Here is a 19,800-nt window from a genome sequence, read left to right as displayed (position 1 = left end):
TGATGATAAGGCTCTTTTTCATTTTCATTGTCCTCTTAACCTCCGTCTGGCTGGGCATCCAGTTAAGCCACGACCCAGGCTATCTGCTGATTGCCATTAACCACTGGACGGTTGAAACCACCTTGTGGGTAGCGATAATCCTGGCGTTGCTTGGTTTTTTTCTGCTTCATTACCTGCTTCTTTTAGGCTCCCGTTTAAGCCGAACTCCCCGCGCCTACAAGGCCTGGCGGCATAAACGGCGTACCCAGCATGCACAGGAGCAGACCCGGCGGGGCTTGATTGAATTCAGTGAAGGCTATTGGTCAGAGGCCCGCAGTAACCTGATAAAGGCCCTTCCCAATGCGGAAACTCCCTTACTGAATTACCTGACTGCTGCGCGCGCAGCGCAGGAAATGGGCGATAATCAACTGCGCGATGATTATTTGCGCGAGGCTCAGCAATCCATGCCTGAAGCCAAAATTGCCGTTGAATTAACCCAGGCCCAATTGCAGTTGGCCAACAAACAATGGGAGCAGGCTTTGGCCACGTTAAGGCACCTGCAGGATTTAGCGCCTAAACACCCCTACGTTTTAAAGCTGTTAATCCATCTTTACCGGGAAGTGCGGGATTGGCCACAATTGATTGCGCTTTTGCCGGAATTGAAAAAATACCATGTGTTAACCGGTGCCGACTACGACAATTTACGGCATCAGACTTACCTGCAAGCCCTGTGTGATCTGGCAAAAGCCGGTCAAAGTGAGGCCTTGACCCAGTTGGTAAACAGCCTGCCCAAGGCCTTGACTTATGATCCTGAACTGATGGCTGAATATGGACGCTACCTGGCCAAACAGGGTCAGGAAACACAGGCAGAATCCATTTTAAGACAGACCCTGCGAAAACAATACAGCCCGCTTTTAGTTACCCTGTATGGGCAATTGAAGGTCAGTGAATCCCAACTCACCTTCGCGGAATCCCTGTTAAAAAAGCATCCCAACTCCCCGGAGTTGTTGCTTTGCCTCGGCCAATTAAGCACGCACAATCACTTATGGGGAAAAGCGCGCACCTATTTTGAAAAGAGCCTGGAGCTCGAGCCTACACCCCAGGCTTATGAAGAGTTGGGCAAATTACTGCAGGAATTAAATGATGCAGCAGGCGCCTGCCAAGCTTATCGACAGGGGTTAACGCTGGTTATTAATAAAAAATAATCATGGTGAGCCTGGAGTTATACGCACGCCCCCGCCTGTTGTCCTGTTTTTCTGTCTCACAAAGGCCACCGCCCACCATAAGGCGCAATAAAACAAGGCATAGAACAACGAGGCATTTTCTGCTTTCGCCCAGCCAAACAAGGTGCGGGTAATCATCAGTTTTGCACTCACCACCGTCCCGTCAGCCAGTGTCCATTTTACCATTGCCTGGAGTTTTAAAAACAGCACATGGAGAACATAAACCGCCAGCGCCTGGGTACCCAACACCCTGAAAGGTTGACCCCAGGTTTTTAAGCCTTTGACATCCATGAGCCAGTAACAACCGCTGAAAAGGAGTAAGGCCACACCACCCGTCCACAGCACGTAAGAACTTGTCCATAACGCCTTGTTGATGGGAAAAAGCAGTCCCCAGAGCCCCCCGACAAGCATTAAACCGAGCCCGCTCATCAGCATGAGGCGGTTTTTTTGAGCAGGAGGCGATTCATCAAGCAACCCTACGCCTAATAAGTTTCCTATCAAGGCAGTGGCGATTGCAGGAAGGGTACTCAGCAACCCTTCCGGATCAAAAAGTCCGGTATATAAATGACCGGGGGCCATTAACACACGGTCAACATACCCTACCCAGTTTCCCTTAAGGCTTAAGGTAATTGAACCCTGATCAGGCACAGGAATAAAACACAGAAGAAGCCAATACCCCAGCAATAGGACTGAAGCGATAAAAACCTGAGTTCTTACTGTGCAGGTTAAATACACCAGGGACGCAGCTAAATAGCATAGGGCGATACGCTGCAATACACCATAAACGCGAAGATGTGACCAATCAAACCGGGGAAAGGCATTGAGCAGCAGACCGATTAAAAACAGTATAGCGGCACGTTGAATGATTTTTGGCAACAATTGCCTGGCAGTAAGACCGCGTGACCGGGCGTGGGACAAGCTGAACACAGAGGACGTCCCCACCATCAGAATAAAAAACGGAAAAACCAGATCCGCCAACGTACAGCCATTCCAGGTGGAATGCTCAAGCCAGGAATAAGCCGTTTGGTTTCCAGGGCTGTTGACAATGACCATCAAAGCCACTGTCAATCCACGAAACACATCCAGGGCCATGCAACGCGACAGTGTTTTCTGCAATTGAAATTAATCCTTTTTAAGTGAGCGCTTAAAAGCAACGATGTGCTGATACGCCTCGTCAATGCGTTTTTCGCTGATTTCACCTGCCTTGACTTTTGCTTCAATGAGATCAACCAGGGCTTTGGTTTCCTGAGGCTTATCGCTTAACTGATTACCAAACATAATCATGTCAGCACCGGCATTAATCGCCAGGGTCAGTGCCTTTTCAAGACCATAATGATCGCTGATGGCTTTCATTTGCATATCATCGGTAACAATTACGCCATCAAATTTTAACTTGCCACGTAAAAGCCCGGTTAATACTTTATGGGACAAGGTGGCAGGTAAACCCGACTCGTCGAGTTGACGGTTAACGATATGGGCAGTCATGATCATGCCACAGGAGAATTTCTGATGCAGTAATTGTTGATAGGGACGTAATTCCATGGTTTTCCAGGTGTGGGAGACATCGACAAATCCGACATGCGAGTCGGCGGTCGAACTGCCATGGCCCGGAAAATGCTTGTAGGCGCATTGTAGACCATGCGATCGCAAATGGCTGGACACGACACCGGCGTAATGGGCGACCACCTTGGGATCAGCGGAAAAACTGCGGCGCAATTGACCAATAACAGGGTTGTCCGGATTCACATTGACGTCAATCAATGGGGCAAAATCCAGATTAAAGCCATTGCGGGTTAAGGTCAGCGCCATGGTTTCGGCGAGTTGATGCGCCCTGGCATCGTCCAGCCTTGCGAAAACCTCCGCTGAAGGGATAGCCGGGAAGCCGTATTTCGCATTCAGGCGATTCACTTCGCCGCCCTCATAATCGACTGAAATCAATAAAGGCAAGGGTTCACGATGGTGGAGGCGGTTGGCCTCATCTGCAGCGCGCTGCAACGTTTGGTTTAAGCGCTGAACCTGTTTGGGACTTTCAATGTTTTTATTAAAGGTCTCCGTTTGGTCACTGTAGTCAAACAAGATGACCCCACCAATGTTCTCTTCTGCAATCGCTTGAAGTATGGGGGAGTGCACATCCACGTTTTTTCCTTCAAAGCCCACGATAAGCATTTGCCCAATCTTGTCCCGCAAACGACTGTCTGACGCCTCCGTTTCGTTGACCATGAACAGACTGAACACGACAGCCAGTGCGCTGGCTAAATAGTTCATAGCGACCTCAAAAGGTTAAAAATTTAACAAATGATATCAAAATAAATCATTTCCGGGCAATTAAAAATTAAAAAAGAGCTTATTATTCAAGGCCAAGGGTCAATTTCACCCGGGTATAGGCACAATGAAACCCTGCTTTTTGGCAATTTAATTCAGACACCGATCCCGGCGCGGTCGTCACCACTGCAAGCTGAGCGCCCTGTTCTTTAGCAAATTGCAGCCGGCTGAAAAGCAACGCTTTTTGCAGGCCTTTTCCCCGGTAAAGGGGAAGGGTACTGGTCACGCCCAAATCACCAATGCCATCGTGAATGGCGATCGTTCCTCCCGCCACCAGGTTGTTATCAACCAGAGCAGCAAATGCCGTGACATTGCGTGCACTGGCATAGCGATAAAAATGCTCCTCTGCCTCCAGGCAGTTGAAGCCATGCGCAACCACCCGCGCCCAGGCACTCAACTCACTTTTTTCCATCGGGCGGATAAGGCAGGAGGTATTGTTTGAATGCCTTTGCACCCCCTGCTGCCTTAAGTCAAGAATCGAAATGGTATTCATTTCCGTTAATTGGTAACCGCGTTTGCCGAGTTGCAAAGGCAACCAATGAGGCACCAGGGGGCAAAGCTCGATATCCACCTGGGGATGACCCTGTTGGCGATAAAACTGTTCTATGTCTGCTATGTCCTCACCAAACCGATCTCTTTCGGTGTCAAACCCCCAACCAATCACCTGTGTCAGAAACGAGTCTGTTCCAGAAAAACAGGCCGCACCGCCGGATATATTTAAAACAGACTGAACAGGATAGGAGCAGGTGACATCGATGTGAGTCTGTTTGATGCAGTTTTCAATCAGAACAGCGGTTTGTTTCGATACCAGCATAGCATTCGAGATCAAGACTTCCAGGGGCAAAAGCATAGCATTTTCTTGAAGTCACATTAAGGGGTCGAAATGAACGGCTCGAATTTTCCGATGCCATAGCCAGGGTGTATTGCTGCCCCTCATGACTTAAAAAAAGCATGTCAATAGTCTAAAATTAAAACAGCCCCTGATCGAATTGTTGTAACGCATGGCAGTAAAAATTAACTCTGAACGGTTGATTCGCGCATCAGGAAATGGCTTAATCAATGCTGTTCAATCCCTTTGCGATCCTCTTAAGTCGATTCACATTCCACAGGAGGTACTGGACCAGGCCGTTTTGAGCGCCTTACAGGGAACGGTTCATTTTAAAGACACAAATCCCCTGAAAGCTGAGCAGTGCTGGCAAATTGTTGACCGATTGTGCCATCTCCGATACAACGACCATCCTGTTAGCGAGGAATGCCTCGACAAAGTTCTGCTTGCGGCAATTGCTGCACAACGTATCGAGATAGTCCGAAGTTTTTTATACCTTAAGTCTCCTCCCTTTCCCAGCATTGACGCCATTCACGCTGGCCTGCAGGAAACGATCACGATGAACTCTCCACACAAATGGGAACTGATGATCAGCTTATGCCGCATGGGAATCAGCGAAGACAGCCGTACCCAGGTTTTTACAGAGCTCGCCAAAGCCTTGCAGTGGCAGGCCATCGACAGTCTTTATGCGGCCGGATTAAGACCGCGGCAAGCCGGTGTCGATTTCATGCTTCATCATGCGGCAAAAAACGCACAATGGGATGATTTTCAGAAAATAATCGCCCTGCAGGAACCTGGCAGACAGGCTGCAGGTCAGTTTTTAAAAATGGCCGTGCGTGCCGGACAAAGTGCGATTGTCGTTCAACTTTGCAAACTGACTCCAGATAACGCCATTGCGAAAGACGTTCTTCTGGAAACCATGGCTATTGCCAAAGCCACCAAACAACCTGCGATAGCCTTCTACCTTAAAGCCCACTTCATTGCCTCGGACTGCCTTAAACCGTTGGCGGCTGTTTTTTCCCTGTTGAAAGACTATCTTCCGCCGGAAAATCACCTTTCCACGTTTTTTAAAGCCAATGAGGATTCGCTTGGACACCTGAAGGAGATAACATTTTCCATAGCCAGAGGCTATCCTGAGGACGAGGAGGAAAGCCAGATTATTCGTGACATCGTTTTTTCCTTGAAAAGCAACCCCCTTTACCTCAACGATTTGCCCTTTATTGCGATGGTCAATTACATTGTCGAGCACTTCACCGATGATCACTACGTGGGCCCTTCAGGCACACACACCTTACAGTAAAGAACAGTCTAGTCCCCCATCGTCGATACCCATCTCCCTGAAAATAAATATTTTTTTAGGCGGATTGACAACGCTTTCGCCCTCCCCCATTATTTATTTTCACTTTACGGAAGCGGTATTAACAACAGAAGGACCAATAATGAAAAAGAAAGCGTTGGTGTCGTTAATTTCTGGTTTGGCGTTAACTTCCCTTGTCCATGCCAGCCCCATTGGCGTGACCGTGGATATTTTCTGCCCTATGGCGATGGGAAGCAACGCGTTAACCAATTTCGGTGATTACATTGCCGGTTACGGTTATGAAAATTTATTGTCACAGAATAATCTGATTTATTTTAAATCCGATTCAGTGCCAACGGACTTACCAACACAGCTGACTAATTATTTCAATGAGATGGTTAATTACAACAGTACCACAGGCCGTGTCACCTGCGGTTACGTCAGCAATCTGCCGACTGAACCCCGCTTTACCGTCTCCTATTACCTGACCAATGGCAAAGGAGGTGCGGTGCAATGGCAATCCAGCAACTCCATTAACATTATCCTGCCCATGGGTATCACGGCTTAAATTTTTTCAGCGTGCCTTCAGATACAGGAAGGCACGCGGCTTAAATCAGGTCTTGTTCACCTTGTTATGAAACTTTCGGCTGTATTCATTGACGGTTTCAACCAGTGCCGTGACGTGTTCAGGCGGAATGTGAGGAAGGATGCCATGACCAAGATTAAAAACATGGCCGGATCCCTCGCCGTAATCGTCCAGTAGTTGTTTGGTTTTTTCGATGATTACCGAGGGAGGCGCCAATAAGGTCACCGGATCGAGATTGCCCTGCAAGGCAACCTGCTTTCCTACCCGGCGTTTTGCGTCACTCATGTCCGTAGTCCAATCCAGCCCTACGCACTGGCAACCCGTTTCCGCGATAGTCTCCAACCATGCCCCTCCGCCTTTGGTAAAAAGAATGATGGGAATATCCGGAGCATGGTGTTTAAGATAATGGACAATGCTTTGCATATAAATCAATGAAAACTGATGGTAATCCCGCGTTGAAAGCACTCCGCCCCAGGTATCAAAAACCATGACAGCATCGACACCGTGGCTGATTTGTGCATGCAGATAAGACTGAATCGATGATGTTAATTTGGCAAGCAGCCGGTGCAGGACTTCCGGCGCGCTGTAAAGCATTTTTTTAATGGCATGAAAGGCATGAGTCGCCTGTCCTTCCACCATGTACGTCGCCAGGGTAAACGGGCTGCCAGAAAAACCAATGAGTGGCAGACGGCCCGCCAGAGAGGATTTAATTAACTGGACTGCGTCCATGACATACTTTAACTCACTGCCCGGATCGATGGATGGTAGCTCCTCAACGTCAGCCAGGGTTTGAATGGTTTTCGCAAACACCGGTCCCCGCTGTTCAATGATACTCACGCCCATGCCCATGGCATCGGGAATGGTTAAAATATCAGAAAATAAAATGGCCGCATCCAACGCATACCGGGTAATGGGCTGCAGGGTCACTTCGCAGGCCAACTCGGGCGTTTTGCAAAGCGTCATAAAATCACCGGCCCTGTCGCGGGTCTTTAAGTATTCCGGTAAATACCGCCCTGCCTGCCTCATAATCCAGATGGGGGTTTTATCCACCGGTTCCCTTTTTAATGCCCGAATAAATCGATAATTCGTATCCATACCGCTCCTCAGTAATGACAATGCCTAGTTAGGTTTAAGCCAGGCCGCAATCATGCCATCCATCATGCCGCTCGGCGCCAGGGCATCGACTCCCGCTTCAGCATGAACAACGGCTTGTTTTGCCAGCAGGGCAAGGTGGCATCGTTGTTGACATCCGGATGACCCAATAGATTGTCCACCACACCGCAATGACCGTGACTGGTGTATTCGCAAAAACACAGATCGGTCATCACCACTAATTCGGGAAACTCCCTTTTAATGGCGGCAACCGCCTGAGGGATAACTTCTTCTTTATTCCAGGCACCGGAGCCCAGGTCGTCTTTATGTTTAGGCAGGCCAAATAACAGAACCGCATTGACACCTAAGGCAATGACCTTTTCCAGTTCCAGCAACAGCAAGTCTTGCGAAAATTGAAAACAATCCGGCATGGCTGATATTTCTTTTTTTTCCGTGCGTCACAAAAAGAGGGTAAATCAGGTGGTCTACATGGATGTGATTTTCCCGTACCAGGTCTCTTATACCAGGGTGATAGCGTAGTCTTCTCAGGTGGGTACCAGGAAAAAAAGACATAAACGCTCCACGAGAAAACATGTGGAATAATTATAGACAATAACTGATCAATTTTATTGCTATATGTACAATAATTAGCCATACCCTGTGTATGTCCCTTAAATCTTAACCTAATTGCCAAGTATTTTTTAACTTTTAAGGTGGCGGTCTGTATGAAGAGATTGCATTGTATCAGCTTATCTCATAAAAATTATGATATTCAAGTGCGTAGTCGATTTAGCATGTCCCCAGAACAGTGTTCACTCGCGTTGAATGAATTATGCGAGCTTGAAACCGTCAACGAGGCCTGTATTCTCAATACCTGTAACCGGTTTGAGATTGTCTGTATCGTCTCCGACCCTGGCATTGTGTTTTCATGGCTTTCGTTACGAACGAAGACCAGCCTTGATGAGTTATTGCACTATTTCGTCGACCTGTCCGGCATTGATGCCTTAAAGCACATCATGCGGGTTGTTGCTGGACTGGAAGCCAAAATCTACGGTGAAAAAAACATCAATGGCCAAGTCAAACAAGCCTTTCTTGAGGCGAAAAAGAATAACCGCATCGGCCATACCCTGGAGACCATCTACGCCTACAGCTTTCAAGTGTCAAAAGCCATTCAAAATCACATCGCGTTACCCATGTCATCCATTACGCAATGTTTTTTTCATGAGCTTGAAGCGCAATACAGTGACCGGTATAACAAAAATTACCTTTTTATAGGGACTGGTAAACTGGTCAAGGAAGTCCTGACAAACCTCATTCCCTATGAGCCGAACCAAATTGTGGTCGCATCCCATAATCCGGAAAGAGTGTGTGACGAGTTACGACGAGTAGCCACGGTAATTCACATCAACGACATTGCACCGTACCTTTTCAATACCGATGTTATTTTTTCCGCAACCAATACCACTGAACCCATTGTTAAAGACAATGACTATTGTCATTTTAACCCGAACCGGCAAATTTACATCGCGGATGCGTCTTTGCCCCGCAGTTTCGACACGTCAATCCGACGTTACGGCAATGTCAGATACTTTGATGTCGATGACTTAGCCTCTCTCTCTGAAAAAGAGAATAAAGGTAAATATGGTGATCTTGACCAATACCTCGACGGGCTAATTAATAAAGAAGTCCTTTCATTGCAACAGATACTGGACAAATCTTACATGAGTAAAATCATCGAGCCGCAACGGGAAATTCTCAAACAATACTTAGACAATGTGGTGGCTCAAACCATTAACGATGCCGATTTCAAGGTCAACCCTGAAAAACATGTCAAGAAATTAACCAAAGAATTATCCGGTACCATGCTGCATTTGTGTACTATACTGTTACGGCGTTGTTGTAAAGACAATGACATGAAAACCATTAATGACTTACGGGCATTGATTGAAAAACACAACAACAGCTACTTGTTGACCCACAAAGTCAATGATCGCTAAAGACAAGTGACCAGCAAAGGGAATGACATGCATTTAAAACAGTTGATTTACACCAGCAAAGCCTTGCCTCAGGTAAGAACACAGGACATTGAAGACATCTGGGAGCAATCATCAGAGAATAATAAAAAATACAGCATCACCGGTGTGTTACTGTTTAATAAATTTAAATTTGTGCAGCTTCTGGAGGGTGATTGCGCCGCCATATCGAATTTGTATCATCTTATCACCCAGGATAAAAGGCATCACGATGTCTTACTGATTGGCTGTCAAGACATCATCGAAAGGGATTTCCCTTTCTGGTCTATGGGATACATTGCTGAAATCATGGTTAATAAATCCATTATCCTAAGGTATTCCCCAGACGAGGAATTTCAACCTGAACAGATGAAATACGAATCGTTAAGGCGCATGCTGATTCAACTGTCAGCCAGCAAGCTGAACATGACTTGATTTGAATTCATCCTGTGAAGGTGTTATATCATTGATAAGAGGGCGCTCTGGCTGCGGCCTGTAGTTCCATCGGAATAACAATATAAGCCATCGATATAACAACAAGGAACAGGTATGTGGTTTTTATGGGTTAAATCGTTTCATATCGTTGCCATTGTCGCCTGGTTTGGCGGCTTGCTCTACTTACCCCGATTATTCGTTTACCATACGCAAAGCAGTGATCAAATCAGCATAGAGCGATTTAAAATCATGGAGCGGCGCTTATATTTCGGCATTATTTATCCTGCCGGCATTACCGCCACGGTCTTGGGTTTAATCCTGTTGTACTCGAATTGGCCTTATTACCTTTCCCAGACCTGGATGCATGTCAAGCTCACGGCCGTGGTGGTCTTGTGGGCTTACCATCTGCTTTCCGGGCATTATCGGCGGTTGTTTGCTGAAGATAAAAATACCCGATCCACCCTGTTTTTTCGGGCGTTTAATGAATTTCCAACAATCCTGTTAATTTTAATCGTCATTATGGTGGAGGTCAGGCCTTTTTAAAGGCAACCCTGCCATTACAAGAGAAAGCGACATGAAAAAAATAGTCTTCATGGCTTTATTTCTACTGGTTGGTTTCTCCCTTTACTTCTTTTTACGTACCCACGAAGTAGAAACCATTCATCCCCAGGTAGAAAAAGCGGAAAAAATCGTCTATGCCACGGGCGAAGTGGAACCGGTCAAGTGGGCGAAGATTGCGGCCAGTAAAACGGCCACTGTTGAACAAATCAATGTGGTCGAGGGGCAGGAAATTAAGGCAGGCCAAGTGTTGGCCTACCAGAATAACCGGGTTGAAAAGGCCGCACTGACGAGCTTTCTCTCACGACTGGATTATTTAAAAAAGGAAAATGAACGCTATCAGACGCTACTCAAAAAAAATTTAGTCAGCGTCACTGCCGCAGAGGAAGCACTCAGCAATTATGAACAAGCTCTGGCCAATTACGAAGGCCAGAAGAAACTGCTTGACCGAATAACACTGGTGTCACCCATTGACGGCATCCTGTTACGAAAAGACATTGAGCTCGGGGAGTTGGCAAAAAGCGGCACGACCATTTTTTGGGTAGGCAAGCCCAAACCGCTGCAAATCACCGCACTCGTGGATGAAGAAGACATTCCCCTGGTGCACGTTGGCCAATTGGTGCTCATTAAATCGGATGCCTACCCCAATCAGGTCATGACTGGAAAAATAAAGAAAATGACGCCCAAGGGAGATCCTGAAACCCGCCAATTCCGAGTGCGGATCAGTCTGCCCAACAATACCCCGTTATTGATAGGCATGACGGTGGAGATCAACATCGTGACCGAAGTGGTGAATGACGCGCTGATGGTTCCCTTAAGCGCCGTCCATGAAGGGAAAGTCTACCGCAAAACCGCACAGGGTTATGAACCCATTGCCGTAAGGACCGGCATTACCACCCTGCAAAAAGTCCAGCTCATCACCGACAATATCAAAGCAACAGACCGCCTGCTATTAAACCCTGCCCAATCGTTGAGGCACTGATTATGTTCTTCCTGTTGTCGATTGCAAACAAGTATTTAAATTATCATCGCCGGGCAACCAGCGTGGCGGTGCTTGGGGTGGCGATTGGCGTGGGATTTTACATTGCACTCGCAGCCCTCCTCCAGGGACTGCAACAGTATTTTACCGAGCAGGTGATTAATAACTCGCCGCATATCGTCCTGAAAGATGAATTCCGTACCGTGTCCAAACAGCCTTCCGAACTCTACTTTACCAATCCGGATAATGTCCAGATGTTGGGTTTAAAACCCAAAAACGATAACCGCGGCATACGTGGCTCTCAAAAAATCATCAGCGGTTTGACGCAGCGAGCAGACATTGAAATATCCCCGGTATTGAGTGAGGAAATTTTTTTACAGGTGGGCAGCCGCACGGTGACTGCGTTGTTGTATGGCATCATTCCTAAAAAAGAAGAAAAGATTACCCACCTCAATGAACAGCTGCTCAACGGCGCCAAATTATCGGACTTCTATACCACGCCCAATGGCATTATTCTCGGCGAGGGGCTGGCCAGAAAGCTTGGCGTTAAAGAAGGGGACAGCCTGTTTGCGACATCCAATCAGGGGAATAAACTGAACACCAAAGTCATCGGTTTATTCCGCAGCGGCATTGCTTCTCAGGACGACCAGCAGTGTTACATGCTGCTGAATAAAGTGCAGGTTTTGGTTAAGAAAAAAAACACGTTAAACCAGATTAAAATGCGGGTGACTGGCGATGTCCAAAAAGCCAACAACATTGCCAAGGAGATTGAAAACACGTATTTGTACAAAACCCAAAGCTGGCAAGAGCTTAATCAAAACATTTTCAGGGTCTTTACCATTCAGAATGGCGTGCTGTACACCTGTACCGCGGCCTTGTTGGCCATTGCCCTGTTCAGTATGTACAACATTATTTCCACCATCGTCAATGAAAAAAAGAAAGACATTGCCATACTAAAATCCATGGGTTTTCAGGTAACCGACATCCGAACCATTTTTTTACTTCAGGGCATCACCATCGGCGTAACCGGCTGTTTGCTGGGTTGGTTAATCGGTTTTACCCTGGTGGAAGGCTTATCCGCCATTCGCTTTGAGAACTCAGGATTTACCCGAACCCAGGGATTTGTTCTGAATAAAAGCTACTCCAATTACCTTATTTCCGCCTTGTTTGCTTTCAGCATTTCCATCTTGGCCGCCATCCTGCCTGCTCGAAAGGCCTCAGCCTTATTGCCAGTTGATACTATTCGGGGGGACACCTGATGAGCCAGCAACACCCCGTACTGCAGGCGATCGCGTTAAATAAAGTCCTGGACTTAAGGCCACAACCCGTTCAGTTAGTAAAAGGGGTGGATTTGGCCATCTATCCGGGCGAATTTGTCACCATCACCGGGCCATCCGGATCGGGTAAATCCTCCCTTCTTTTTCTACTGGGGCTGCTGGACAAACCCACCTCCGGCACGTTGATCATTGACAAGCAGGTTACCAATCAAATGAATGCGGAGCAATTGGCGCAGTTGCGGCTTGAAAAAATAGGCTTTGTGTTTCAATTTCATTTTCTAATCCAGGAATTTACAGCCATCGAAAATGTCTTGTTGCCGATGCGCAGGCTCAATCGCTACGCGGATAGCACCGCTTATGACCGGGCCCAAAGTCTGTTGGCTCATTTTGGGCTTGAGAAAAAAATTAACCGCAGGCCCAATGAACTTTCAGGAGGGGAACGGCAACGTGTGGCCATCGCCAGAGCATTGGCAAATAATCCCGCCATTATTATCGCCGATGAGCCCACTGGAAACCTGGACTCTACCAATGCCGAAATTGTCATCAATCTGTTGACGATGCTCGCGCATGAGGAACAAAAAGCCGTGCTGGTGGTTACTCACAACCTGGATTACGCCAGGACTGCCGATAAAGACATTAAGCTGATGGACGGGGCCATCCGCGATACCGGCGGCGCTTAACTCACAGGCTTTATTTTTACCGCTTCTTTTAACGTCTCTTCAGCCGCCGCCAGGGTTTTCTCTATTTCCTGACGGCCATGGCAGATGGAAACAAATCCGGCCTCAAACATGGAGGGAGCCAGGTAGATTCCTTTGTTAAGCATGCCATGGAAAAAAAGGTTAAATAAGGTTTCATCACCCTTCGCCACGTCATCAAAATTGGCAATCCGTTTATCGGGGTTAAAAAAGTAACCAAACATCCCTCCTCTTGAAGCACCATGCAGAGGAACCCCTAACCGCTCGCCCAGGTTGTTAAAACCCTGGATCAATGACTCGGTGGTTTGCGTAAGGCGATCAAAAAAGCCGGGTTCAGTCAATTGATTGATCGTAGCTAACCCCACGGTCATGACAAAGGGATTACCCGACAAGGTTCCAGCCTGGTAAACACCGCCTACCGGGGCCAGGCAATCCATGATGTCCGCACGGCCACCCAAGGCCCCCACCGGCATCCCGCCACCGATGACTTTGCCGAGGATGGTCAGGTCGGGCCTAATGTTAAACAGGGATTGCGCACCGCCTAGGGCCACTCGAAACCCGGTCATCACTTCATCCAATATCAATACGGCGTTGTGCTGGTCGCATAAGGCCCTAAGCCCTGGCAAAAACCCATCCTCGGGCAATACAAATCCCATGTTGCCGCAAATGGGCTCGACAATGATGGCCGCGATATCCTCACTGTAGGTGTCAAACAGCATGGCTACTTCATCCAGGCGATTGTAGTTGGCAATGAGCGTATGCTCGGTTACGCTGGCCGGAACGCCCGGGGTTGAAGGGATGCCTAAGGTCAATACCCCCGATCCGGCTTTTGCCAGCAGGCAATCGCTGTGTCCGTGATAACACCCTTTGAATTTAATGATTTTATTGCGTCCGGTGTAGCCCCGCGCCAGCCGAATGGCCGTCATTGCCGCCTCCGTGCCTGAATTCATCATGCGGATTTTCTCAAGCGCCGGCATCAGTTCAGTGATTCGTTCGCCTAATTGTATTTCCTGCACACTCGGTGCGCCAAAGCTTAAAAAATGACCCAGCGCCTCACGGGCTGCTTCAATCACCGCCTTATTGCAATGCCCTAAAATCATGGGTCCCCACGATCCGACATAATCAATGTAGTCATGACCATCGACATCGATTAGATAGGCTCCCCGCCCTTCCTTAAAAAAAACCGGCGTTCCACCCACGGACTTAAAGGCCCTCACCGGGGAGTTCACACCGCCCGGGAAAAGGGCTTGCGCCTGTTCAAAGTATTGAGTAGATAACGTCATGATCGATATTCCTCATGCAATGACTTGAAATTCAGCAAGTTACTTAACTATAGAACACGAGCATCACTTCCTCCATGCAGCAAACTGTTTCTTCCCTCTGGCTACTGGTTTTCAGCCTTCTTGTGCACAATAAACCCGGATGGCCTCGATCGTACCTGCCAGTGAACTTTCTCTGGGCAACAAGACATGACCATTATAATAGTTGCTAATGGTTTGAAGCGTTGACTGTCCCAGGGCCACGGGAATAATGTGAGGTAATTTCCCTTGGGATTCAAAAAAAAATCGGGCAATCAGGCTGCTGCTGAACACGATAAAATCATGGTCCTTCAGTATTAGAGGCGACGCGTGAGGGATCGGCACACTTTGGTAAACAGGGAGCGCGGTCACCTTGGCATTGCGTTCGCGCAACACCTCTTCCAGATGTTTTCTTGAATCGAGGTTATTGGGCAGTAATATTTTCCATCCGTCCAGATGCTGCGGTAAAGCCGCGAGAATACCTTCCTGACTGTATTCCTCAGGAACCAAAGACGGCTTAATGTGCAGGGAAAGTAAATGGTTAGCTGTTTCCTGGCCTACCGGAATGATGCGGTGGTTGGCCAGAAGTCCCTGAGGATTGTCAGTCTCCTGTTTAAGCCGGGTAAGAAAAAAATCAACGGCATTGGCACTGGCAAAAATGATGGTGTTATACGCCTTGATGAACTCGCTGGTTATTTTTTCAAGAAAGGGCGTTGCAATTAAGTCGAGCACCGGATGAAACAGGGGCGTCCCGCCCCATTTTCTGACCATGTCGGCTATTTTCTGGCTTTTCTCCGCGCGGCGCAGCAGGATAATACGCCGATTGTGCAAGGGAAGCGGGTTAGTGTTCATGCGCTTTCAGCCACTCCAGAGTGTTTCTGGCCAACTCATCGATGGCCCGTAAACGGTCTTTTTTGGGGAAATCCACTTCGTTGAGATAAAAATGCGTGAGCTTTTCATTGGACAAAAACAATTTCATCCTTAATGAATCGCCCTCATCGGTGGTGTATAAACCCAGCGGCGCTTTGCAGTCGAGACCAACATGGCTTAAAAAATGAAGATCGGAGGTGGAAATCAGTTCCTGATGGCTGTCATTGATGGCTTGACAACAGTCAATGGCGAATTCATCCCCATGACGGGTTTGCAACGCAATAACCCCTTGCCCTGGTGCCGGAATAAAACGAGTGGGATTGAGCGCTTCCTGAATCAGGTCGGTTAATTCAAGGCGAATCAATCCCGCTTCCGACAACAGGATTCCCTGAACGGGCATTTCTTGTATTTTATCCAGCCGGGTCAATACATTGCCACGAATGGGGAGCGTCTGGATATCCGGACGTAAATACTTGAGCAGGGCTTTGCGTCTTAAACTGCCGGTGGCAATGATGGCCCCTTCCGGCAAGGTATCGAATGTCACTTTTTTTTCTTTAAACACCAAAACATCGCGCTGCCCTTCCGGTTTTAAAAAACCCGACAACTGCAACCCTTTGGCAAGATTGGTGGTAATGTCCTTCAGGCTGTGTACCGCGATATCCGCCAGATCATCAAGCAATGCCTGTTCTATTTCCTTAATAAAAATCCCCTTACCACCAATTTCATGCAGGGGTTTGGTTAAATCCCTGTCGCCTTGCGTGGTTAAAGGCACGATCGAGACGGTTGCGCGCTTGTCGAGAAACTGCTCCAGCCTGCTTTTTACAATCTCGGCCTGAATCAGGGCCAGTTTCGATGCGCGTGTAGCCAAACGAATGTTCTTTGTCATCATAAACCCTCTGGGTTATTTGGTAGAAAATGGAAGTATAGAAGGGTTAAAGATTAATCCAATCCCTGGTTTTTAAATAATAATCCACTAATTCTGCCTCAGCACTCTGTTTCTGCACCGGGTATTCATAAGACCAGCTCACACACGGTGGCAGCGACATCAGGATGGATTCAGCCCTGCCGCCAAACTGCAGTCCAAACAAGGTACCCCGGTCATAGACCAGATTGAATTCCACGTAACGTCCCCGGCGATACAATTGAAATTGCCGCTCCCGTTCTCCATAGTCCATGGTGTGTCTTTTGGTCACAATGGGGAGATAGGCCTCCAGGTATTTTTCGCCTACCCGTTTAACAAATGCAAAGGTCGTGTCGAAATCCCAACGGTTTAAATCATCAAAAAAAAGCCCCCCTATTCCTCTCGGCTCGCGACGATGTTTAATGTAAAAATACTCATCCGCTCTCTCCTTAAACTCCCAATAACAGTCTTTGCCAAAGGGTTCGCACGCCTCCAGTGCTTTTTGATGCCATAACTGACAATCCTCAATGAATCCATAGTAAGGGGTTAAATCGAAGCCGCCGCCAAACCACCAAAGCGGCGCCTTGTTTTCCCTTTCCATATAAAATAGCCGCAGATTGGCATGGGAAGTGGGTGCGTAAGGATTCTGCGGGTGAATGACAATCGATATGCCCGTGCTGGAAAAGGGTAAGCCGGCGAGGTCTTTTCGATGCACCAGGGAGGCAGGCGGCAGGGTGGCTGAGTGGACATAGGAGACATTCACGCCCCCCTTCTCAATGACTGCGCCGCGCTCCAGTACACAAGTCAATCCTTCACCCACCGCGCTGGTCCAGGCGTCTTTTTTAAATTCCCGCACTGGCTCAAACAGGCTAAACTCTGCGCAGATCCTGCGTTGCAGCTCCAGAAAATAGGCTTTTGCATTGATTATCCGATCCGTTCCCATACTCATTTCCTTTTAATGCAAGGCTGACAGCTTACTGAAACCAATACGATTCCAGGGCTGTGCCTCGATAATGAGGCAGGTATTGCACAAAGAATTTCCGGGCCTCGTCTTTTTTATGCAACTTTAACAAACAGGTTAAATAAGTTTGGGTAAATAACTCACCCTGGGCATCGCTTCCGCCCAATTGATTAAATTTCATAATTATGGGCGCTAATAACTGATGCGCGCGGTGATAATCATCTTGCGTGTAGGCATAAGTTGCCTGACAAAAGGGCAGGATGATGTGCTGCCACAGGTAATGACTTTTGCCTTGCGGTAAATTCCTGGCGTAATCCATGACGGACTGGATGGCACGCTGTGCCTGCGCTTCGTGCTCAGCGCGCGCCAGGCAGTAGATGTAATGAATGTTATTAAATCCGGTATATTGTTCGTAAGGATAATTATCAAGGTATTCTGCAATGTAGGTCGTACCATAGGCCTGCGGCAAGCCGGCCAGTTCGAGCCGCCATAACAGGGAAATGCCGTCTAACTGCTCAGTACACAGCTCAGGCAGCGAACCAAAAATCTGGGGAAACAGCAGCATGACCTGCTCTTCATCCCGCATGGCTAAATAAAACAAGGCAATATGCCAGGTATTGTGGCCTTTAAGCAGGGGCAGAATACTGTCCCAGGTGGGTTTAAAGTCTTCCAGGTGTTTACGGCCTGATTCAATCTGATTGGTATTTAAATAATAGTGTGCAAGGGTATGATGCGCCCAGGGGGACACACGCTCAATGGCTATCGCTTCCTGAGCCACTGCACAGGCCCGCGTCAGGTGACCGCTTAATTCCAAAGCAAAGGAGTACATGGCCAAAAAATGGGGGTCGGTCTTATTTTCATTGACCATGCTTTCACAGAGCGCCAAATAGCGTTTGGCCTGATAAGCCTGACCAGTGCAGTAAAATAACCATTCCGAAAATTTTAAGGCGAGTGTATCGCGCGGATAAAGGCGGATTAAAGCGGTTAAGCCAATAATCGCCGCGTCATAATCCAGATTCATCCAGCTTTTAACCGCTTCAAAAAACAATTGTTCCCGTAAATTAGCACCGCTTAAATGTTTTTCAGCCTTAAGCAGATGCGTGCGGGCAAGTGCCGTGGCTTCGCTGTTCTGACCATAAAGATAAAAAGCAGCGCTGTAAACCTGCACGAGCACGTCCTGAGGGTTATTTTCTGCCGCAGACAGGATGTCATTCGCCAGGGGGCCAGAAGCAATAATTTGATGGTGAAAGTGATCAAGCGCAGCAACAATTTCCATTGAAGTAGTAGAAACAGGTAATCCAAAACGTGTATCCATATTCAATTCCGACTTACAACACTCTTTAAGAATAGTCGAGGAATTGGCATTTTGCGAACAGAGGGACTACGCATTAAATCGTGTAAAAATAATGGCTATTCTTTGAGTGGATGCTTATTCATTGTTAAATACTCCCCCTGAACCCGGTTGTTGGCTGCGGATAAGCAGGCGTCCAGGTGGTAAGACCTTCCTTGATTTTGCTGCTGGTTACTTTTTCATTGACAGTGTCAATTTCTTTAATGAGTTTATCCATAGCCATTTTTAATTCCTGACGGCTGTCATCGCTTAAATCCACACTGTGTTGCAGAAAGAAGGACGATTTTTTAATCTCAGTTAATGTTTCATCCATAAACGTACGCGAATTGGTTTTACGGATTTCCTTCAAAACCGCGGAGAAATAATACAGTAAGGCGGGCATTCCCGTTGTCTCATTAATAGTCCTTGGACTGAGACTGAATGCTTCTTTGTTTTTATTCCAGAAATGCGGTTTATAGTGTTTTTTAACAATGTCCATGACCATGAGCAAGGTCTGCTTTAAATCATCGCAGATTCCTTTTTCAAACTCGCTTTCATCAAACAAACTGGCTTTATAGGCCATAACAAAACGGTTGTCGGCCAGATAACTCTTGATTAAATCCTGCTTGGTCGGCCGGGTAAGGGACATGGAGATGACCATGGAGCCGAATTGGCTTTGCACATGGGGTTTACCAACAAAGGTAGAGATGGCTTTTTCTGCGCTGATGCCGTCGACATAGGCATCACTGACGTGACGCAGAAAAATCTGTAAACCCAATTCCTGAGGAGTGAAGGGTCTGTCTTTGAGCATGGAACTGGTGATCGCGTTGAAGAGGTACCCTTTAGCGACATCCTTTGCTGATAACGAGCCATATGATAATTGCCAATCAAAGGCACTGTTTTTTACCAGTTCATTTAACACTGGTTCAAGCAAAAGATAGATACCTTTTACGATCATCTCTCGAGGTGGGATTATCTGTTCCATGGGAATGTCAGGAATTTTCAGTGCTTTCGCTTCCGGTCCCATTACTGCGGTAATATCGGATTTTTTATCGAAGGGTCTGGATGTGCGATATTCACCAGACAGTAAGGTCGTCAGATACTCTTCCAATTCCAGTTTCTCAGTCATGGCCAACTCCATTTGTCCACCATGTTTAAT

Annotated in this window: 19 protein-coding genes and 1 pseudogene; 9 read left to right on the top strand and 11 right to left on the bottom strand. The window is 47.4% G+C overall.

The genetic code is table 11. From position 1 onward, the window contains the following. The first annotated feature begins 2 nt into the window (after positions 1 to 2). A complete protein-coding gene (locus tag GH742_RS02505) occupies positions 3 to 1,184 on the top strand; it encodes a heme biosynthesis HemY N-terminal domain-containing protein (protein WP_203456821.1) in 1,182 nt (393 codons plus the stop codon). Here the strand turns inward: GH742_RS02505 and GH742_RS02500 are convergent, their stop codons facing one another. From GH742_RS02500 to GH742_RS02490, 3 genes are all read right to left on the bottom strand, one after another. Next, on the bottom strand, positions 1,185 to 2,318 hold the full coding sequence (locus GH742_RS02500; RefSeq protein WP_203456014.1) for an acyltransferase family protein: 1,134 nt from the start codon (positions 2,316 to 2,318) through the stop codon (positions 1,185 to 1,187). Positions 2,319 to 2,324: 6 nt separating this feature from the next. After that, the gene (locus GH742_RS02495; RefSeq protein WP_203456013.1) at positions 2,325 to 3,467 is read right to left on the bottom strand and encodes a glycoside hydrolase family 3 N-terminal domain-containing protein; all 1,143 of its coding nucleotides are present in this window, start codon (positions 3,465 to 3,467) and stop codon (positions 2,325 to 2,327) included. 82 nt (positions 3,468 to 3,549) lie between these two features. Beyond that, complete coding sequence (locus GH742_RS02490) at positions 3,550 to 4,338, bottom strand: GNAT family N-acetyltransferase (protein WP_203456012.1); 789 nt, start codon at positions 4,336 to 4,338, stop codon at positions 3,550 to 3,552. Positions 4,339 to 4,525: 187 nt separating this feature from the next. On the opposite strand from GH742_RS02490, the gene GH742_RS02485 reads away from it, so the two are divergent. Further along, the gene (locus GH742_RS02485; RefSeq protein WP_203456011.1) at positions 4,526 to 5,650 is read left to right on the top strand and encodes a hypothetical protein; all 1,125 of its coding nucleotides are present in this window, start codon (positions 4,526 to 4,528) and stop codon (positions 5,648 to 5,650) included. A gap of 139 nt (positions 5,651 to 5,789) precedes the next feature. Next, entirely contained in the window at positions 5,790 to 6,215 is a 426-nt protein-coding gene (locus GH742_RS02480; protein ID WP_203456010.1) for a hypothetical protein, read from the top strand. A 45-nt stretch (positions 6,216 to 6,260) separates the two neighbouring features. Here the strand turns inward: GH742_RS02480 and hemE are convergent, their stop codons facing one another. Together hemE and GH742_RS02470 are read right to left on the bottom strand one after the other, a co-directional pair. Next, on the bottom strand, positions 6,261 to 7,328 hold the full coding sequence (gene hemE / locus GH742_RS02475; RefSeq protein ID WP_203456009.1) for a uroporphyrinogen decarboxylase: 1,068 nt from the start codon (positions 7,326 to 7,328) through the stop codon (positions 6,261 to 6,263). 24 nt (positions 7,329 to 7,352) lie between these two features. Beyond that, positions 7,353 to 7,898 (bottom strand): annotated as a pseudogene (locus tag GH742_RS02470) (hypothetical protein). Between the two features lie 221 nt (positions 7,899 to 8,119). Here GH742_RS02470 and GH742_RS02460 point away from each other — a divergent pair. The 6 genes from GH742_RS02460 to GH742_RS02435 all read left to right on the top strand — a co-directional run bounded on the left by GH742_RS02460 (position 8,120) and on the right by GH742_RS02435 (position 13,266). Next, entirely contained in the window at positions 8,120 to 9,322 is a 1,203-nt protein-coding gene (locus tag GH742_RS02460) for a hypothetical protein (RefSeq protein ID WP_239005252.1), read from the top strand. Positions 9,323 to 9,349: 27 nt separating this feature from the next. Continuing rightward, entirely contained in the window at positions 9,350 to 9,772 is a 423-nt protein-coding gene (locus GH742_RS02455) for a BLUF domain-containing protein (RefSeq protein ID WP_203456005.1), read from the top strand. A 114-nt stretch (positions 9,773 to 9,886) separates the two neighbouring features. Then, on the top strand, positions 9,887 to 10,315 hold the full coding sequence (gene hemJ / locus GH742_RS02450) for a protoporphyrinogen oxidase HemJ (RefSeq protein ID WP_203456004.1): 429 nt from the start codon (positions 9,887 to 9,889) through the stop codon (positions 10,313 to 10,315). Between the two features lie 31 nt (positions 10,316 to 10,346). Then, complete coding sequence (locus GH742_RS02445; RefSeq protein ID WP_203456003.1) at positions 10,347 to 11,312, top strand: efflux RND transporter periplasmic adaptor subunit; 966 nt, start codon at positions 10,347 to 10,349, stop codon at positions 11,310 to 11,312. 2 nt (positions 11,313 to 11,314) lie between these two features. Next, positions 11,315 to 12,568 (top strand): FtsX-like permease family protein, encoded by a 1,254-nt coding sequence (locus GH742_RS02440; protein ID WP_203456002.1) that lies wholly within the window; start codon positions 11,315 to 11,317, stop codon positions 12,566 to 12,568. Beyond that, on the top strand, positions 12,568 to 13,266 hold the full coding sequence (locus GH742_RS02435) for an ABC transporter ATP-binding protein (RefSeq protein WP_203456001.1): 699 nt from the start codon (positions 12,568 to 12,570) through the stop codon (positions 13,264 to 13,266). Before GH742_RS02440 ends, GH742_RS02435 begins: the two co-directional genes overlap by 1 nt. On the opposite strand, the gene hemL is transcribed toward GH742_RS02435, so the two are convergent. From hemL to GH742_RS02405, 6 genes are all read right to left on the bottom strand, one after another. Beyond that, positions 13,263 to 14,564: a glutamate-1-semialdehyde 2,1-aminomutase gene (gene hemL, locus GH742_RS02430; RefSeq protein WP_203456000.1), complete on the bottom strand. Its 1,302-nt coding sequence runs from the start codon at positions 14,562 to 14,564 to the stop codon at positions 13,263 to 13,265. The two genes, GH742_RS02435 and hemL, sit on opposite strands and share 4 nt — an antisense overlap. Positions 14,565 to 14,675: 111 nt before the next feature. Then, positions 14,676 to 15,431, bottom strand: coding sequence for a uroporphyrinogen-III synthase (locus tag GH742_RS02425; RefSeq protein WP_203455999.1), 756 nt, complete (start codon positions 15,429 to 15,431; stop codon positions 14,676 to 14,678). Then, on the bottom strand, positions 15,421 to 16,338 hold the full coding sequence (gene hemC / locus GH742_RS02420; protein WP_203455998.1) for a hydroxymethylbilane synthase: 918 nt from the start codon (positions 16,336 to 16,338) through the stop codon (positions 15,421 to 15,423). The genes GH742_RS02425 and hemC overlap by 11 nt, the downstream gene beginning before the upstream one ends. A gap of 43 nt (positions 16,339 to 16,381) precedes the next feature. After that, positions 16,382 to 17,293 (bottom strand): oxygen-dependent coproporphyrinogen oxidase, encoded by a 912-nt coding sequence (hemF, locus tag GH742_RS02415; RefSeq protein WP_203455997.1) that lies wholly within the window; start codon positions 17,291 to 17,293, stop codon positions 16,382 to 16,384. 31 nt (positions 17,294 to 17,324) lie between these two features. Beyond that, positions 17,325 to 18,626, bottom strand: coding sequence for a tetratricopeptide repeat protein (locus GH742_RS02410; protein ID WP_203455996.1), 1,302 nt, complete (start codon positions 18,624 to 18,626; stop codon positions 17,325 to 17,327). A gap of 124 nt (positions 18,627 to 18,750) precedes the next feature. Beyond that, positions 18,751 to 19,770, bottom strand: a complete 1,020-nt coding sequence (locus GH742_RS02405; protein WP_203455995.1) for a hypothetical protein — start codon at positions 19,768 to 19,770, stop codon at positions 18,751 to 18,753. Between the last annotated feature and the right edge of the window lie 30 nt (positions 19,771 to 19,800).

The sequence above is a fragment of the Legionella sp. MW5194 genome (assembly GCF_016864235.1).
In the GTDB taxonomy this organism is placed as follows: Bacteria; Pseudomonadota; Gammaproteobacteria; order Legionellales; family Legionellaceae; genus Legionella_C.
Note: the sequence above shows the minus strand (reverse complement) of the source record. Positions and strands in the feature narration are given on the sequence as shown.

Coding starts and splice junctions, on each gene's coding strand:
- GH742_RS02410 (WP_203455996.1), bottom strand. CDS start 18,626: ATGGATACACGTTTTGGATTACCTGTTTCTACTACTTCAATGGAAATT.
- GH742_RS02425 (WP_203455999.1), bottom strand. CDS start 15,431: ATGAACACTAACCCGCTTCCCTTGCACAATCGGCGTATTATCCTGCTG.
- hemJ (WP_203456004.1), top strand. CDS start 9,887: ATGTGGTTTTTATGGGTTAAATCGTTTCATATCGTTGCCATTGTCGCC.
- GH742_RS02480 (WP_203456010.1), top strand. CDS start 5,790: ATGAAAAAGAAAGCGTTGGTGTCGTTAATTTCTGGTTTGGCGTTAACT.
- GH742_RS02490 (WP_203456012.1), bottom strand. CDS start 4,338: ATGCTGGTATCGAAACAAACCGCTGTTCTGATTGAAAACTGCATCAAA.
- GH742_RS02440 (WP_203456002.1), top strand. CDS start 11,315: ATGTTCTTCCTGTTGTCGATTGCAAACAAGTATTTAAATTATCATCGC.
- GH742_RS02505 (WP_203456821.1), top strand. CDS start 3: ATGATAAGGCTCTTTTTCATTTTCATTGTCCTCTTAACCTCCGTCTGG.
- GH742_RS02485 (WP_203456011.1), top strand. CDS start 4,526: ATGGCAGTAAAAATTAACTCTGAACGGTTGATTCGCGCATCAGGAAAT.
- hemE (WP_203456009.1), bottom strand. CDS start 7,328: ATGGATACGAATTATCGATTTATTCGGGCATTAAAAAGGGAACCGGTG.
- GH742_RS02460 (WP_239005252.1), top strand. CDS start 8,120: ATGTCCCCAGAACAGTGTTCACTCGCGTTGAATGAATTATGCGAGCTT.
- GH742_RS02445 (WP_203456003.1), top strand. CDS start 10,347: ATGAAAAAAATAGTCTTCATGGCTTTATTTCTACTGGTTGGTTTCTCC.
- hemL (WP_203456000.1), bottom strand. CDS start 14,564: ATGACGTTATCTACTCAATACTTTGAACAGGCGCAAGCCCTTTTCCCG.
- GH742_RS02495 (WP_203456013.1), bottom strand. CDS start 3,467: ATGAACTATTTAGCCAGCGCACTGGCTGTCGTGTTCAGTCTGTTCATG.
- GH742_RS02455 (WP_203456005.1), top strand. CDS start 9,350: ATGCATTTAAAACAGTTGATTTACACCAGCAAAGCCTTGCCTCAGGTA.
- GH742_RS02435 (WP_203456001.1), top strand. CDS start 12,568: ATGAGCCAGCAACACCCCGTACTGCAGGCGATCGCGTTAAATAAAGTC.
- GH742_RS02405 (WP_203455995.1), bottom strand. CDS start 19,770: ATGACTGAGAAACTGGAATTGGAAGAGTATCTGACGACCTTACTGTCT.
- hemC (WP_203455998.1), bottom strand. CDS start 16,338: ATGATGACAAAGAACATTCGTTTGGCTACACGCGCATCGAAACTGGCC.
- hemF (WP_203455997.1), bottom strand. CDS start 17,293: ATGGGAACGGATCGGATAATCAATGCAAAAGCCTATTTTCTGGAGCTG.